Source organism: Aeromonas sp. s5 (assembly GCF_040907865.1).
GTDB lineage: Bacteria > Pseudomonadota > Gammaproteobacteria > Enterobacterales > Aeromonadaceae > Aeromonas > Aeromonas dhakensis.
The window spans coordinates 740,027-756,304 of record NZ_JBFOCO010000033.1; the positions used below are offsets into that span (position 1 = coordinate 740,027).

Here is a 16,278-nt window from a genome sequence, read left to right on the forward strand (position 1 = left end):
AAAACGGGCGGCAGACTGAGTCTCCCCCCGTTTCATCGTCAAATCGCCCACTACTCCCGGGCGGCAAGCCACGCTTGCAGCTCCGCCAGGGTAAAGGGCCAACCCAGTTCACGCCCGGTCTCGTCGCGCACGACCGGAATGCGCACCCGGTAGGCCTCGAGCCAGTCGGCGTCATCCAGGATGTCGCAGCGGCGGGTCCTGCCGGCAAGGCCGGCCTGCTCCACCAGCGCCCAGGCCTGCTCGCACAGGTGACAACCGTCGGTGTGAAACAGGGTCAGCATCAGCCCTGGACCTCGGCATGGGTGATGATCCAGCAGTTGTGGATATGCTGGTTGCGCTCGAAATCCTTCGGCCGGGTCTTGCCGGTGATGTTCTGGGCCTTGAGACCGATGGCCTCGAGACCGGCCAGATCCATCTTGAAGTGGCGCTTGTTGTTGGAGAACACCAGGGTGCCACCCGCGGCCAGCAGACGCTTGAGGTGCTGCATCAGCAACAGGTGATCGCGCTGCACGTCGAAGCTCTCATCCATCCGCTTGGAGTTGGAGAAGGTGGGCGGATCGATGAAGATGAGGTCGTACTGATCGTCCGCCTCGGAGAGCCACTTCAGGCAGTCTGCCTGCACGAACTTGTGCTCGCGGCCCACCAGCGAGTTGAGGCGCATGTTGTCCTGCGCCCAGTTCAGGTAGGTGCGCGACATGTCCACCGTGGTGGTTTCACTGGCACCGCCCAGACCCGCGTGCACGGTGGCACTGCCGGTGTAGGCAAACAGGTTCAGGAAGCGCTTGCCACGGGCCATCTCGCCCAGCATGCGGCGGGTCTGACGGTGGTCGAGGAACAGGCCGGTGTCGAGATAGTCGTAGAGGTTGACCCACAGACGGGCGCCGTACTCCTGCACCTCCATCCGGTGCTGCTCTTCGGAGAGCTTCTGATACTGCTGTTTGCCTTCCTGACGCTCGCGCACCTTCAGGATCACCTTCTCGCCGTCCATGCCGGTCACCTTGATGGCGGCCTGCACCATGTCGAGCAGGCGCTGACGGGTCTTCTGGGCGGGGATATCCTTGGGCGCCGCGTACTCCTGCACCACCAGATAGTCCTGATAGCGGTCAATGGCGGCGTTGTACTCCGGCAGATCTGCGTCGTAGAGACGGTAGCAGTCGAGATTCTCTTTCTTCGCCCACTTCTCGAGGGCCTTCAGATTCTTGCGCAGACGGTTGGCAAAGTCCTGCGCTACCTCTTTTTGGGAGGCCACGGAGTCCAGCGCAATCTGGTAGTTGCGCAGCTGACACTCGAGCGCCCCGTTGAACAGGCGATATTGCTTGTCGGCGCGCAGGCGCAGACAGCTGAGCAGCTCGGGGGAGGCAGAAAGGATCGAGACTTTCCATCCCTGGAAGCTGCGACGCAGGGCATCGCCAAGGGCCTGGTGCACCTCCAGCAACGCCGGGAACTCACCGAGACGCTCGCCATAGGGCGGGTTGGAAATGAGCATGCCGACCTGACGGGTCTCCCCTTCCGCCGCCATGGGTAGCGGGTTTTCCAGGGCGGTCGCATCGGCCTGTTTGAAGGTGATGAGATGGGCCACGCCGGCGGCTTTGGCGTTGTCACGGGCTTTGAGCAGCACGCGGGAGTCGGCATCACAACCGAACAGCTTCACCTCGCAGCGCTGCATGCCGCGCTTGGCGCGCACTTGCGCCTCCATCATCAGGCTCTGCCACAGTTCGCTGTCATGCTGCAGCCAGCGATCGAAACCGAAGCGCTCCCGGCGCAGGGCCGGCGCCATATCGGCGGCGATAAAGGCCGCTTCAATCAGCAGGGTACCGGAACCGCACATGGGGTCCATCATGGGCTCGCCGGCCCAGCCGCTACGGGCGATCATGGCCGCGGCCAGGTTCTCTTTGAGCGGTGCCTCACCGGTGCCCTGACGATAGAAGCGCTGGTGCAGCGCAGGGCCTGACAAGTCCAGCGTGATATTGGCCTTGCCCTTGCCCAGATGGGCCATGATGCGAATGTCCGGGGATTTCTTGTCTACGTCCGGGCGCACGTGACCACGCTTGGTGAAGCGATCGACGATGGCGTCCTTGATCTTGAGCGCGCCGTACTGGGTGTTGCGAATGGAGGCATTGGTACCGGTGAAATCCACCGCTATGGTGGCGGTGCCGGAGAAGTGCTCTTCCCAGGGAATGGTATGGGCGCCCAGATAGAGGTCCAGATCGTCGTTCATCTGGAACTCGGAGAGCACCAGCACGATGCGGGAGGCAAAACGGCTCCACAGACAGGCCTTGTAACCGATGGCCAGCTCGCCGCAGAAATGGACGCCGGCCACGGTCTCGCGGACCTGCTCTGCACCCAGATTGGTCAGCTCGACGGCCAACAGGTTTTCCAGCCCCTTGGGGCAGGTTGCAAAAAATTCTTTCATCACGCTCACGGGGAAGCCATAAAAATAGTGCCGCATTATACCTTAAGCGGCGATCCGGAGCAGCAAAAGCTTGGGCATGTCTGCATAAAGAGCGCGCAGTTGACCCTGAGGCTGTGGTTGCGCCTGTGCAGGATGAAGGCCTGTAATGGTGACATTGATGACAAGCGAGTGACTCCATAACGACAGCACACGCAACGCCAATGCGAGTGATAGCACAAAAAGCAGTATCGGCTATTTTTCGAGCAAGTCTTGATCCGTTATCCGGATATATATTCCCCCTTTCCCTCTTCTAAATTGCCACATCTGACAGGATGTCAAACAAAACTCAAATCGTTATTATTCTTCACGACAGAGCAAGTCCTTTCTGTAAACCCCGTGCTTTGCCCTCCCGTTATCGTCCGTAAACGGGAGGGCTATTTTTTACATCCCCTCCCCCGTTTATGCCGGCATTGTCCCGCCTGTCATATCTATCAGGTTTCAAGAGAAACTACAGGTTTTAGAATAGTCCCGTGTTGTTGATACAACAGCTTATTCCTCCTGTAGTGTGTGTTTGTCGCCCTCGCATCAAATTGATGTGAGGGCATTTTTTCATACGAGCAGATAACCGAAGGGAATAATGGAGCTGGTCAGGATGAGGCTGGATTAACAAGGGAAATACGTGATGACGAGTCATGACAGAATAAAAAACCAGTGCGCCTCGCCAAGTTAACGGTCAACCGACTTGGCGATATTGCGCCTGAGCCGCGGGTCTTGGACTCATGCGATTGTTCATCACCTTGATGACGCCGAACCGGGGCAGTGTCTTGCTGGTGGTCAATATCAGATCGTCGGTCAGGTTCAAACAAACGCTGGCCTGATCGCCGGCTTCAATCACCAGAAACTCCCCCTTGCCATGGGGCGTCCCCATGCACACCAGTGCACCGGTTTCCGGAGTGAAAACCGGATGGGTTTCGCCAAAGAACCAGCTTTGTGGCATCAAGGGTTTGTAAAAGCGGCTGACGGCGATGGCATTGAGGACCAGCTGCACCTGATGGGGCACGCTCCACTCCAGTTCTGCCACCCTGTCCATCAGCTGATAATAGAGCGCGGCATCATCCACACAAAACGGCTGGGTGGTGAAGGAGCTAGGCACCAATTGCCGCCCTTTATATTCGGTGGCAAATATCATGCGATCGGATAAATCCAGCATCAGACGATCGTCATGAGCATCATAATGCCACTGCCAATTGTCATTGGGTTGGATACACATGGAGGTGCCCTTACTGGAAGTCGTTACTCGACTTTATTCCATGTCGAGAATTTCAGCAACTTTAAATAAAGGGCACCGATTTATTTCTTATATATGGGTCACGATCTCTTTGACCAGATCCGGGCCTTTATAAATAAAACCGCTATAAATCTGGACCAGACTGGCACCCGCCGCCAGCTTCTCGCGGGCCGCCATGGCGCTGTCGATGCCGCCGACCCCGATAATGGGCAGCGCACCATCCAGCGCCTTGGCCAGCTGGCGGATCACCTCGGTGCTCTTGTGCTGCAGAGGGCGACCGCTGAGCCCCCCCGCTTCACCGGCATGGGGCATGTCATAAATCATGTCGCGCTCGAGGGTGGTATTGGTGGCAATCACGCCATCGATGCCATTTTTTATCAAGGATGCGGCCACCTGATTAATTTCATCCGGGGTCAAATCCGGCGCAATTTTAACGGCCAGCGGCACGTACTTCTTATATTGCGCGGCCAGCTCCTGCTGACGAACCTTGAGGGCGGCCAACAGTTCATCCAGTGCCTCGCCATATTGCAGCGAACGCAGCCCAGGGGTATTGGGGGAAGAGATATTGACGGCAATATAACCGGCGTGGTCATACACCTTGTCCATGCAGATCAGATAATCATCCTTGCCCTGCTCGATGGGGGTGTCCTTGTTCTTGCCGATATTGATGCCGATCACCCCCTGATATTTGGCCTGCTTGACCTGGGCAACCAGGTGGTCGACCCCTTTGTTGTTGAAGCCCATCCGGTTGATGATCCCCTCGGCCGGAATGACCCGGAACAGACGGGGTTTGTCATTGCCGCTCTGGGGTCTGGGGGTGACAGTACCGACCTCGATAAAACCGAATCCCATGGCCCCGAAGGCATCGATGCACTCACCGTCCTTGTCGAGCCCGGCCGCCAGACCCACCGGATTGGCAAAAGAAAGCCCCATGACGGTGACGGGGCGTTTTGGCAGGGAGTGGCGGAAGAAACAATCGAGCGGTGTACCGAGAAGGCGGGGCAAATATTTGATGGAGAGATCGTGCGCCTGTTCCGGATTGAGCTTGAACAGGAAATGCCTGGCGAGAGGGTACAGCATGTTTGCTCCTTAAAAAAAGCCCCGGCAACTGGCCGGGGCTTTTGGGGTTATGCCGAGGTTCGGCAATTCAACTGGAGCAGGTTCAACTCCCGCAAGGCCACCGAGAACTTGGCGAACTCGTGAGTGCTGGTGGTCTTGAAGTCGGCCAACATGTGGGTCCAACGGGACAAGAGTTGCTCATGCTCCGAAATCCAGTCGGCCAGTATGGTAGCGCATTCTCCCTGATCTTTGCACCCTTCCAGTACCACGGAAGTGAGACTGCGTTGCTGCCAGTCCAGATCTTCGCGGAAGGAGGCCCGCGCCATCGCCTGCCAGTGGTTGCCCACCGGTTGATGATTGATCTGGTCGAGGAACCAGTGCAGATCCAGCTTGGCGCCGAGGCGATAGTAGACGTTGGCGGCGCGCAGGATGTCGGTCTTGTGCTCCGCGGCAATCTGCGCCAGATCCAGGCTGGAGAAGAGGCTGCTCATGTGGGCCACCTGACGGGCGATGGCTTGTGGCACCTGCTTGGCCACCAGGGCGGCGACCGCCTGCTGGTGCTCGGCCACTTCGCTCTCGTCCATCACCTCGTAGAGGTGCTGACCCAGCGTCTCGAAGGCCGGACGGAAGAAGGCGATGTTCTCGCTGATGCTCCAGCTGCGGTTGCGGGCGCGCAGGAACCAGCGGGTGGCACGGCGCACGATACGACGGCTGTAGAACATCAGTTCGAGCTGGGTCTGGGCATCCACCAGGTTGTCACACCCTTCGATGTCGCGCCACAGCGGGTTGAGGCCAAACACCTCGCGCGCCATGGCGAAGCAGCAGGCCACTTCCGCCACCGAAGCACCGGTCTCGTCCTTCATCCGGCTGGCGAAGTTGAGCCCCATGTCGTTGACCAGCATGTTGGCCACCCGGGTCGCGATGATCTCGCCGCGCAGCGGATGCTGGGCAAGCGCCGCCCCGAACTGCTGCTGCAGCTTGGCCGGGAAGCTGGTCACCAGCATGTTGGCGAGGAAGGGCTCGTCGGTCACTTCCGGGCAATTGAGCTGCTCTTTGAGCACCATCTTGCCGTAGGCCACCAGCACCGCCAGCTCGGGTCGGGTCAGCCCCTGCCCTGCCGCCATCCGCTCGGAGAGCTCTTCGTCGGAGGGCAGGAACTCGAGGCCGCGGTCCAACTTGCCTTCCCGCTCCAGCCCCTGAATGAAGCGTTGCTGCTCCTTGAGCTGCTCGGCGCCGCGGAAGCTGGTCACCGAGATAGACTGGGACTGTCGATAGGCGTTGGTGATGACAATCTGTGCCACGTCGTCGGTCATCTCGTAGAGCATCTGGTTGCGCTGCTTGAGGGTCAGATCGCCAGCCGCCACCAGCTGGTTCAGCAGGATCTTGATGTTCACCTCGTTGTCGGAGCAATCCACCCCGCCCACGTTGTCGGTGAAGTCGGTGTTGATGCGACCACCCTGGCTGGCGTACTCCACCCGGCCGAGCTGGGTGAAGCCCAGGTTGCCACCCTCGCCCACGATGCGGGCCCGCAGATCGCGGCCGTTGACCCGCAGCACATCGTTGCTGCGATCGCCCACTTCGGCATCGCTCTCGCGGGCACTCTTCACATAGGTACCGATGCCGCCGTTCCACAGCAGATCGACGTTCAGGCAGAGCAGCGCCTTGATCAGCTCGTTCGGGGCCATGCTGGCCTTGTCGGTGCCGAGCAGGGTCTGCATTTCGGGGCTCAGCTTGATGGACTTGGCCGAGCGCAGGAAGATGCCGCCCCCTGCCGAGATCAGTTCCCGGTTGTAGTCATCCCAGCTTGAGCCTGGCAGCTCGAACAGGCGCTTGCGCTCGACGAAGCTCTTGGCTGCATTGGGGGTCGGATCGACGAAGATGTGCATGTGGTTGAAGGCGCCCACCAGCTGGGTGTGCTCGGAGAGCAGCATGCCGTTGCCAAACACATCGCCGGCCATGTCGCCAATCCCCACGCAGGTGAAGTCGGTGGTCTGGCAGTTGACGCCGATCTCGCGAAAATGCCGCTTGACCGACTCCCAGGCGCCGCGAGCGGTGATGCCCATTTTCTTGTGGTCATAGCCGACCGAGCCGCCGGAGGCAAAGGCATCGCCCAGCCAGTGGCCGTATTCGAGGCTTATCTCGTTGGCGATGTCGGAGAAGGTCGCGGTACCCTTGTCGGCGGCCACGACCAGGTAGTAGTCGTCCTCGTCGTGACGCACCACGGATTTGGGCGGGATCACCTCGCCACCGATGATGTTGTCGGTCACGTCCAGCAGGCCGCGGATGAACAGGCGATAGCAGGCCTTGCCCTCTTCCTGGATGACGGCACGGGGCGCCCCCGCCGGCATCTGTTTGCAGTAGAAGCCGCCCTTGGCTCCCACCGGCACGATGACGGTGTTCTTCACCTGCTGGGCTTTTACCAGACCCAGCACTTCGGTACGGAAGTCCTCCTTGCGATCGGACCAGCGCAGACCGCCACGGGCCACCTTGCCCCAACGCAGGTGCACCCCTTCCACCCGCGGCGAGTAGACGAAGATCTCGAACTTCGGCAGCGGCAGCGGCATGTCGGTGATGCTGGAGGGGGCCAGCTTGAAGGAGACGTAGGGCTTGATGTTGCCCGCCTTGTCCAGCTGGTAGTAGTTGGTGCGCAGGGTGGCGTCGATCATCTCCACATAGCGGCGGATGATGCGATCGTCGTCCAGGTTGGCGACCTGATCGAGCTTGGCGGCAAGCTGCTCGTGCAGCTTGGCGGATGCCTTGGCATCTTGCGATGGCACCTTGGCGTCCTGCTTGCCGGCCGGATCCAGGCGCTGTTCGAACAGGGTGAACAGCAGCTGGGCGATATCCGGGTAGCGGGTCAGGGTCTCTTCGATATAGGACTGGCTGAAGGAGACGCCGGTCTGACGCATGTATTTGGCATAGGCGCGCAGCACCGAGACCTGACGACCGGTGAGGCCGGCGCCCAGCACCAGCCGGTTGAAGCCGTCATCTTCCAGCTGCTTGTTCCAGATGGCCGCAAAAGCCTGCTGGAAGCGCTGCTGACTCTGCTCCAGATCGAACGGCTGCTCCCCATGCAGCAGCATGGAGAAGTCGAGGATCCAGAAGATGTCGCCCGCCGGGGTGCGGACCTGATACGGGGTCTCGCCGATGACCCGCAGCCCCATGTTTTCCAGCATGGGCAGAACATCGGAGAGGTGGATGGGTTCGGTGCGGTGGAACAGTTTGAGGCGTACCCGACGATCGTTCTCTTCCTCCTGGGCGCGGTAGAACAGCATGCCGAGCGGATTGGCCTCGCTCAGGTTGTCCAGCTCCATGATGTCGGCCACGGCGGAACCCGGCAGCACGTCTTCCTTGTAGGCACGGGGGAAGGCGGTGCTGAAACGGCGGCGCAGTTCGTTGCCACGGGCTTCACCGTAGTGAGAGAGCAGCACGGAGTCCAGACGGTCATCCCAGCTGCGGGCCGCTTCAATCAGGTTGTTCTGTACTTCGTTCACATCCACATCCACGTTGTTGTTGTTGACCCGCACTATGTAGTGGGTCCGTGCCAGCACGCCCTCGGTGAAGTAGACGTTGAACTCCACCTCTTCGCTGCTGCCGAAATACTTCTGCAGGATCTGCTGGGTCTTGACCCGCAGCGCCGTGTTGTAGCGCTCCTTGGTGACATAGACCATGCAGGAGAAGAAGCGGCCGTAGACGTCGCGGCGCACGAACAGGCGCAGCATGTCGCGCTCCTGCATCTCCAGCACCCCGAGACCGGTGGCCAGCAGCTCCTCTTCGCGAGCCTGGATCAGCTCATCGCGCGGGTAGGTTTCCAGTACGTTCAGCAGCGCCTTGTAGGCATGGGAACCCTTCTCGTGACCGGAGGCGGCCATGATGCGCTCGAGGCGGTGGCTGATGAGGGGGATCTGGGTCGCGCTGGTGTTGTAGATGGAGGAGGCATAGAGGCCGATGAAGCGATCCTCGCCTACCACCTTGCCATGCTCGTCGAAGCGCTTGATGCCGATGTAGTCCACATAGGCCGGGCGATGCACCCGTGATTTGCTGTTGGACTTGGTGAGGATCAGCAGGGAGGAGCTCAGAGCGGCATGACGGGCACTGGCCGGCATGGTGCCCAGGCGCTGCCCCTCATCCTTGATGGAGTTCTTCATCAGACCCAGGCTCGAATCCGGTTGCGGCAGGATCTCGTGATCCCCCTCCACCGCCTTGACGTCGTAGCGACGATAGCCCATCAGGGTGAAGTTGTGCGCGGCCACCCATTTGAGGAAGGCGATGCAAGAGTCCACCTCGGCCTTGCTGACCGGGTGTTTGCGTTTGGGCAGCTCGTCGATGATCTCGTTCAGGCGTGCCAGCATGGGCTGCCAGTCACCGACCGCCAGGGCCACTTCACCGGCCACTGAGTTGAGCTCGGCGGTCAGCCCTTCCATCTGCTCCTCGCTGGTAAGGTGATCGATTTCGATGAGGAAGGCGGTCTCGACGGAGGTCTGTTCGGCCGTGTTGTCCAGATCCAGAATGGCGCTGATCTTGCCTTCGTTGCCGCGAATGAGGTGCAGCGGCTGGTGCAGCATCATGTGCGCCGTGATGCCCCGGCGCTTGAGCGCCATGCGGATGGAATCCACCAGGAAGGGAGAGTCCTGCAGGATGATTTCGACGATGGTATGGGGAGACTGCCAGCCGTGGCGGGTCAGCTCGGGATTGTAGACCCGGATATAGGGCTCTGTGCTGGTGCGCTGGTTGAGCGCATTCCACAGGCTGAGCGCGGCGCCATAGAGATCGCTGTCATTGCGATCGTGCAGATCGGTGCTCGCCATGTTGCCGTAGAACTTGGCGACGAAGCACTCGACCAGGGAGGCACTCTTCTTGGGCAACTTCTGATGGATCAGGCTGAGAACGTTTTCGAGCAGAACTGAGGTAGGGGCGTCTTTCAATGCCATTTCTATATTCCTTATCGGACGACATTAACCACCGACACAGAGACATCCACCCTGGATGCCCACCGGTACAGAGTTGCTGCGAAGTGTAATGTCTTGGATCAAGGAAGGCGAGCAAAGGTGATAATGAGTTGTTAAAAACAAGGAGCAGATCACGCCTTAAGCTGTGAAAAATTTTGCCGTTCTGGCAAAAAACAGAAAATCCCACTGGATGGTTACGGATTTACCGGATAGATAGTGACTGAAAGCAGTGAATTACGCGGAAATATGTTCAAGTTTTGTTAATTTATGCGTTCGAGGCTGATAAAGCGATAATCGTCCTGGGTTTTGAGGCGAAAGTAGCCATGTACCCCGCTGATGGCGACGAAGGGCCGGATTTTCTCAATGCCCAGTTCCAGGGTCAGCCCCTGCTCGCTGCGCACCACCAGCCGTTTGGCATGGCCCTGGTACATCAGCATGACCTCGTCATGGCTCAATGAGAGGCGAAAGGTAAACTGCTTCACGATGACTCCTCTGGTCGTGGTTGAAGACTCACGGTAAAGGGCGGGAGATGACTCCCCCGCCCGCTCGTGCTTACTACTGCAGCGCCTTGCTCACCTTCTCGAACAGATCCCGCGCCAGCCCCTCTAGGTTGGCCAGACGGGTCAGCTCGGTGCGGATCAGCGCCTTGCGCCCCTCATCGAGCCGCTTGAACTGGATGAGCGGAGTGATGAGGCGGGATGCCACCTGCGGATTGACCTCGTTGAGCTCGATCAGCAGATCGGTCAGGAAGCGGTAACCGCGACCATCGCGCGCATGGAACTGCACCTGGTTGTTCATGGCAAAGCTGCCCACCAGCGCCCGCAGCCGGTTCGGGTTGCGAATGCTGAAGGTGGGGTGCGCCATCGCCTGCTTCACCTCTTCCAGCACATCTTCCGCCGGTTTGGCACCCACCAGCCGCAGCCAGTTGTCCAGCACCAGTCCGTCCTTGGCCCACTTGCCCTCAAAGTCGGCCAAGAGCTCGGCACGGCACGGCAACAGGTGGCTGTTGGCCACCTGCAGTGCCGCCAGGGTGTCGGTCATGTTGTCGGCGGCCGCATATTGCTGGCGCACCAGCAGATCGGCACTGCCGGCGTCGAGGGCCGCCAGATAGCCCAGCACGACCCCCTTGAGCGCCCGCTTGGCCATGTCGGCGTGCACCACCTGATAAGCCGGCAGGCGCAAACTCTCGTAGCAGGCCACCAGACGGGCCCCGAAGGCCTGGGCCAGCGAGGTCTGGATCTCGTTGCGTACCTGATGGATGGCATCGACATCGGCCACCTCGAACAGCTCGGCCAGGGTCGCCTCACCCGGCAACGCCAGGATCTCCGCCTTGAGGGCAGGGTCGAGCCCCTCGTCGTCGAGGATGGCGACAAAGGCCGCCAGCAGGGTCCGGGAGACATCAACCCCCTGCCCTTGCTGAGTCCGGGCCACGCCGTCGATGACCGCCTTGTTGATCAGCATCTGCGCCGCATCCCAACGGGCAAACTCGTTACGGGCATGGCGCATCAGGAAGGCCAATGCCTCGTCGCTGTAGTCAAAATGCAGTTTGACCGGCGCCGAGAAGTCTCGCAGCAGGGAGGGCACCGGCTTGACCGATACCTTGTCGAACACGAAGGTCTGCTCCGCTTCCAGCACGTCCAGCACGTTGCCGATGGCCTTGCCCTGGTACTGCAGCGGGATGATGGCCCCCTGCTCGTCATAGAGTTCGATGTCGAGGGGGATATGCAGCGGCAGTTTCTGCGGCTGATCCTGGGTCGGCGGGGTGTGCTGGCTCACGTGCAGGCAATAGACGCCGCTGTCGGCATCGTACTCGTCGGACACGGTGAGCTCGGGGGTGCCGGACTGACTGTACCAGCGGCGGAAGCGACCGAGATCCACCCCGGAGGCATCCTCCATCGCCTGCACGAAGTCATCGCAGGTGACCGCCTGACCGTCAAAGCGCTCGAAATAGAGGCGCATGCCCGCCTGGAAGGCCTCCTCACCCAGCAGGGTGTGCAGCATGCGGATCACTTCCGAGCCTTTCTCGTAGACGGTCAGGGTGTAGAAGTTGTTCATCTCGATCACCACATCCGGGCGGATGGGATGGGCCATGGGGCCGGCATCCTCGGCAAACTGCGGGCCGCGCACGGTGCGCACGTTGTTGATGCGATTGACCCCGCGCGAACCCAGATCGGAGGAGAACTCCTGATCCCGGAACACCGTCAGCCCCTCTTTCAGGCTGAGCTGGAACCAGTCGCGGCAAGTAACGCGGTTGCCGGTCCAGTTGTGGAAGTATTCGTGGCCGATCACCCGCTCGATGCCGTGGTAGTCGCTGTCGGTGGCGGTAGCCGGGTTGGCCAGCACGAACTTGGAGTTGAAGATGTTGAGCCCCTTGTTCTCCATTGCGCCCATGTTGAAGAAGTCCACCGCCACGATCATGTAGATGTCGAGGTCGTACTCGAGGCCGAAGCGCTGCTCGTCCCAGCGCATGGAGTTGATGAGGCTCTCCATGGCGAAACCGGCTCTGTCCAGGTTGCCCTTGTCGACGAAGATCTCGAGGGCCACCTTGCGGCCGCTCTTGGTGGTGTAGTGGCTGCGCTCCACGTCGAAGTCCCCGGCCACCAGGGCAAACAGATAGCTCGGCTTGGGGAAGGGATCCTGCCACTGCACGAAGTGGCGACCGCCATCCAGATCGCCGCTGTCGACCTTGTTGCCGTTGGAGAGCAGGAAAGGATATTTGGCCTTGTCGGCGGTGATGCGAGTGCTGTAGCGGGCCAAGATGTCGGGCCTGTCCATGTAATAGGTGATGCGTCGGAACCCTTCCGCCTCGCACTGGGTACAGTAGGCATCGCCGGACTTGTAGAGCCCTTCCAGCGCGGTGTTGGCGGCCGGGTTGATGTCGGTGACTATGGTCAGCACGCACTCGGCCGGCAGGTTGAACAGGGTCAGGCTGCTCTCCCCCTGCTCGTACTGGGTAAAGGCAACCCCGTCCACGCTGATGGCGTGCAGGACCAGCCCTTCGCCATCCAGCACCAGCGGCTCCTTGTGGTCGCCGTTACGACGCAGGCGGGAGATGGCGGTGACCCGGGTCTGCGGCTCCTGCAGCTGGAAATCGAGGTCGATGCTGTCGCACCAGTAGAGCGGAGCCTGGTAATCCTGGCGATATTTGGCCGTCATGGCCTGGGAGTGATCGGTCATTATTGTTTGCTTCCACGCTTGTTATTGACGTGTCAGAGGCTGTCATAACCGGTTGGCAGGGTCAAATAGTTTGCATTCAGGCAAAGGAAAGGGCGACCGAAGTCGCCCTTGCTGATTAATTGGCTGTCCCTGTTCAGCCGCGTTTGCTGAGCTTGGCCAGATCCGCCGTGATGTTGGCAGCCTCGACCAGATACTCATCGGGTGCCTCAAAATCGGCAGGCAGATCGTCCAGGCTCTTCACCGTCGGCTTACCCAGGCGAGTCAGGCGTTCGTTGGCGCGCTTGAGCGCCTTCTCGTCCTGCTTGGCCTGATCCGCCAGACGCTCCGCCTCGTTCAAGGAGACCGACTTCTTGTCTTTCTCCTCCTTGTACTCGGCGATGTCCTGCATCACGTAGGCAAACTCCGGATCCTTGTTGATCCGCGCCTCGTGGGCCGCCTGCAGCTTGGGCAGCAAGCTGGCAAAGTTGCCGAGCTTGTCGTACTTGGCCGACGCTATCTTGTCCCACGGCAGGGCGTTGAACTCGCGGCTCTCGCCCGTCTCTTCCGGTGCCACCGCGGTGGGGAAGCTGATGTCCGGGGCGACACCCTTGTTCTGGGTGCTGCCACCGTTGATCCGGTAGAACTTGGCGATGGTGTACTGCACGTGACCAAGCGGCTGCTCGTAGAAGTCATAAACCTTGGCGAGGCTGCGATGCTGCTGCACCGTGCCCTTGCCAAACGAGTTCTCGCCGAGGATCAGGGCGCGGCCGTAATCCTGCATGGCGGCGGCGAAGATCTCGGAGGCCGAGGCGCTGTAGCGGTCGATCATCACCGACATGGGGCCGCCGTAGTAGACGTTGCCGTCGTCATCACCGTTGACGGTGATGCGGCCCATGTGATCCCGGATCTGCACCACAGGGCCGCTCGCGAAGAACAAGCCGCTCAGGGCAGAGGCCTCGGTCAGCGCACCGCCGCCGTTGCCACGCAGATCGACGATCAGACCCTCGATCTTCTGCTTGTTGAGGCTGGAGAGCTCCTTGATCACGTCGTCGTGCAGGTTGACGTAGAAGCTCGGGATCTCGAGCACGCCGATCTTCTTGCCCTCGGCGGTGATCACCTTGGACTTGGCGGCCCTGTCTTCCAGACGCACCTTGTCACGTACCAGCTCGATCTGCTCGGTCTTGGCGCTGGCGCCCTTGCCGCGCTGGATCTCCAGCTTCACCTTGCTGCCCTTGGGCCCCTTGATGAGCTCGACCACGTCATCGAGACGCCAGCCGATCACGTCGACAATCTTGCCGTCGTCCTGCCCTACCCCGACGATCTTGTCATCCGGTTTCAGGTGGTTGGACTTGGCAGCCGGGCCGCCAGGCACCAGGGAGCGAATGACGGTGAAGTCATCTTCGGCCTGCAGCACGGCACCAATCCCCTCCAGCGAGAGGTTCATCTCGGTGTTGAAACGATCGGCGCTGCGCGGAGACAGATAGCTGGTGTGCGGCTCGATGGCGCGAGCGAAGGAGTTCATGAAGAGCTGGAATACATCCTCGCTCTCGGTCTGGGACATCCGCTTGATGGCGTTGTTGTAACGCTTGCCGAGCAGCTCCTTGATCTCGGGCCACTCCTTGCCGCTGAGCTTGAGGCTCAGGGCATCGAACTTGACCCGCTGGCGCCACAACTCGTTGAGTTCGGCCTCGTCTTTCGGCCAGGCCGCCCCTTCCCGATCAAACACGTAGTTGTCGGGCTGGGTAAAATCGAAAGGAGTATCGAGCAGTTTGAGGGCGTATTCGAACCGCTCATAACGCCGCTGCTGACTCAGGTTGAACATCTCGTAGGCCGGTGCCAGCCGCCCTCTTTCGAGGTCGGTGTCAAAGCCGGTACGGTACTTTTCAAAACGGCTGATGTCAGAGGCCAGAAACAGGTTGCGGCTGTAATCCAGATTCTCCAGATACTTGTCAAAGATCACGGAGGAAAAGGCATCGTCCAGCTTGAACTGCTTGTAATGCGAGCGGGTAAACAGATTGGCAATTCGCTTGCTAGCCGTAGCATGTTGGCTCTCCTGAGCCAACACAGGCAAATCACTTTCCTTGAGCACCGGCTCGATGGCCTGTGCAAGCCCGGCAAGCGCCAGGCTACAGGCAACGAGGGAAAAACGAATTACGCCATGCTTCAACATTTGTCTCCTTAGAGAACCAGGTGCTCGAATTTGACCCGCAGCATCATGCCGGTCTGCAATTGAACCTGAACGTCATCCTTGGTCACTTCCTTGATGGTGGCCGGTACCGGCGACTTGCCCAGCACCACGCGCACACCCTGCTCTACTTTCAGGGTAGCGGCATCCACCTTGACCAACGGGGCCTCGTCGGCAACCGGAGCAGCCTTGGGAGCGGCTTTCGGCTTGCTGGACTTGGCGGCGGCATCGGCCTTGCGCGGGGCTGGACGACGCGGCTGCTTGGCCTTCTCTTCTTTATTGTTGGTACGACGGCTGGCAAAGACGCGCTCTTTGCTCTCCTTCAGGGCTTGCTTGGCGTGCTCGATGTGCTCTTCGGTGAGCAGCTCGCCCGGGTTGCCGTCCAGATCGACACGGGCCTGGCCGGCCTTGAGGCCATGCAGGTAACGCCAGCTGGAGGTGTATTGACGCAGAGCGGAGCGCAGCATGGTCTTGGAGACTCTGGCGTCGTCAGCAAGACGCTCGGCCAAATCCTGGAAGATGCCAATCTTGAGCGGCTTGGCCTCTCCTTCAGCGATGAAGCAGGCCGGGAATTTCTCGACCAGGTAGGCAACGATCTCTTTACTGTTCTTCAGCTTCTCAGTGTTTTCCATGTATAACCTTGGCTTTCATATAAACGCACGGGCACGCCCGAGCACAACAAAGGCCCCATTATAGAGAGCTTGGGGCCTTTTGCGAACCATCAAGCAATGACTTAGAGCATGCTTTCCAAAATTTGCACCGTTTCTTCGAGGCCAATCCGGTCCTGCTCGTCAAAGCGGTTAAAGATTGGACTATCGATATCCAGTACACCAATGATCTCGCCACCACGGCGCAGCGGGATCACGATTTCGGCATTGCTGGCACCGTCGCAGGCGATATGCCCCTCAAACTGGTGCACGTCGTCGATGAGCTGGGTCTTGCCCTCGGCCACCGCCGTGCCGCATACCCCGCGCCCGACCTGAATGCGTACGCAAGCCGGCTTGCCCTGGAACGGGCCGAGCACCAGGGTCTCCCCCTGCAACAGGTAAAAGCCGACCCAGTTGATGTCGGTCAGCTCCTGATTGAGCAGGGCGGACAGGTTGGCCAGGTTGGCGATGAGATCCGGCTCTCCCTCCAGCAATGCCTGGGCCTGCTGGTTGAGCGTGCGATAAAATGCTTGTTTTTCAATCATGATTAAATGAACTTCACTCCCTGACAATCAGTGCAAGGTAACGCCCTGCCTGAAAAA

Annotated in this window: 10 protein-coding genes; all 10 read right to left on the bottom strand. The window is 60.0% G+C overall.

The features are described 5' to 3' along the window. Positions 1 to 50 precede the first annotated feature (50 nt). The 10 genes from AB5Y94_RS22680 to AB5Y94_RS22725 all read right to left on the bottom strand — a co-directional run bounded on the left by AB5Y94_RS22680 (position 51) and on the right by AB5Y94_RS22725 (position 16,221). Positions 51 to 281 carry a glutaredoxin family protein gene (locus tag AB5Y94_RS22680; protein WP_324052836.1) on the bottom strand — a complete coding sequence of 77 codons (231 nt, stop codon included), beginning with the start codon at positions 279 to 281 and terminating at the stop codon, positions 51 to 53. Next, a complete protein-coding gene (gene rlmKL / locus AB5Y94_RS22685) occupies positions 281 to 2,449 on the bottom strand; it encodes a bifunctional 23S rRNA (guanine(2069)-N(7))-methyltransferase RlmK/23S rRNA (guanine(2445)-N(2))-methyltransferase RlmL (protein WP_368206647.1) in 2,169 nt (722 codons plus the stop codon). The genes AB5Y94_RS22680 and rlmKL overlap by 1 nt, the downstream gene beginning before the upstream one ends. 676 nt (positions 2,450 to 3,125) lie before the next feature. Beyond that, positions 3,126 to 3,662, bottom strand: coding sequence for a cell division protein ZapC (locus AB5Y94_RS22690; protein WP_099359458.1), 537 nt, complete (start codon positions 3,660 to 3,662; stop codon positions 3,126 to 3,128). A gap of 87 nt (positions 3,663 to 3,749) precedes the next feature. Next, positions 3,750 to 4,760, bottom strand: a complete 1,011-nt coding sequence (pyrD, locus tag AB5Y94_RS22695) for a quinone-dependent dihydroorotate dehydrogenase (RefSeq protein ID WP_024941803.1) — start codon at positions 4,758 to 4,760, stop codon at positions 3,750 to 3,752. A 47-nt stretch (positions 4,761 to 4,807) separates the two neighbouring features. Further along, positions 4,808 to 9,670 (bottom strand): NAD-glutamate dehydrogenase, encoded by a 4,863-nt coding sequence (locus AB5Y94_RS22700; RefSeq protein ID WP_368206648.1) that lies wholly within the window; start codon positions 9,668 to 9,670, stop codon positions 4,808 to 4,810. A 278-nt stretch (positions 9,671 to 9,948) separates the two neighbouring features. Then, a complete protein-coding gene (locus AB5Y94_RS22705) occupies positions 9,949 to 10,170 on the bottom strand; it encodes a DUF2835 domain-containing protein (RefSeq protein ID WP_005300804.1) in 222 nt (73 codons plus the stop codon). 73 nt (positions 10,171 to 10,243) lie between these two features. Then, on the bottom strand, positions 10,244 to 12,865 hold the full coding sequence (gene pepN / locus AB5Y94_RS22710) for an aminopeptidase N (RefSeq protein ID WP_368206649.1): 2,622 nt from the start codon (positions 12,863 to 12,865) through the stop codon (positions 10,244 to 10,246). A gap of 133 nt (positions 12,866 to 12,998) precedes the next feature. Beyond that, positions 12,999 to 15,014 (bottom strand): carboxy terminal-processing peptidase, encoded by a 2,016-nt coding sequence (prc, locus tag AB5Y94_RS22715; RefSeq protein WP_017780109.1) that lies wholly within the window; start codon positions 15,012 to 15,014, stop codon positions 12,999 to 13,001. 8 nt (positions 15,015 to 15,022) lie between these two features. Then, complete coding sequence (gene proQ / locus AB5Y94_RS22720; RefSeq protein ID WP_005300795.1) at positions 15,023 to 15,661, bottom strand: RNA chaperone ProQ; 639 nt, start codon at positions 15,659 to 15,661, stop codon at positions 15,023 to 15,025. Positions 15,662 to 15,762: 101 nt separating this feature from the next. Continuing rightward, positions 15,763 to 16,221, bottom strand: coding sequence for a GAF domain-containing protein (locus AB5Y94_RS22725; protein ID WP_208199278.1), 459 nt, complete (start codon positions 16,219 to 16,221; stop codon positions 15,763 to 15,765). Positions 16,222 to 16,278 lie beyond the last annotated feature (57 nt).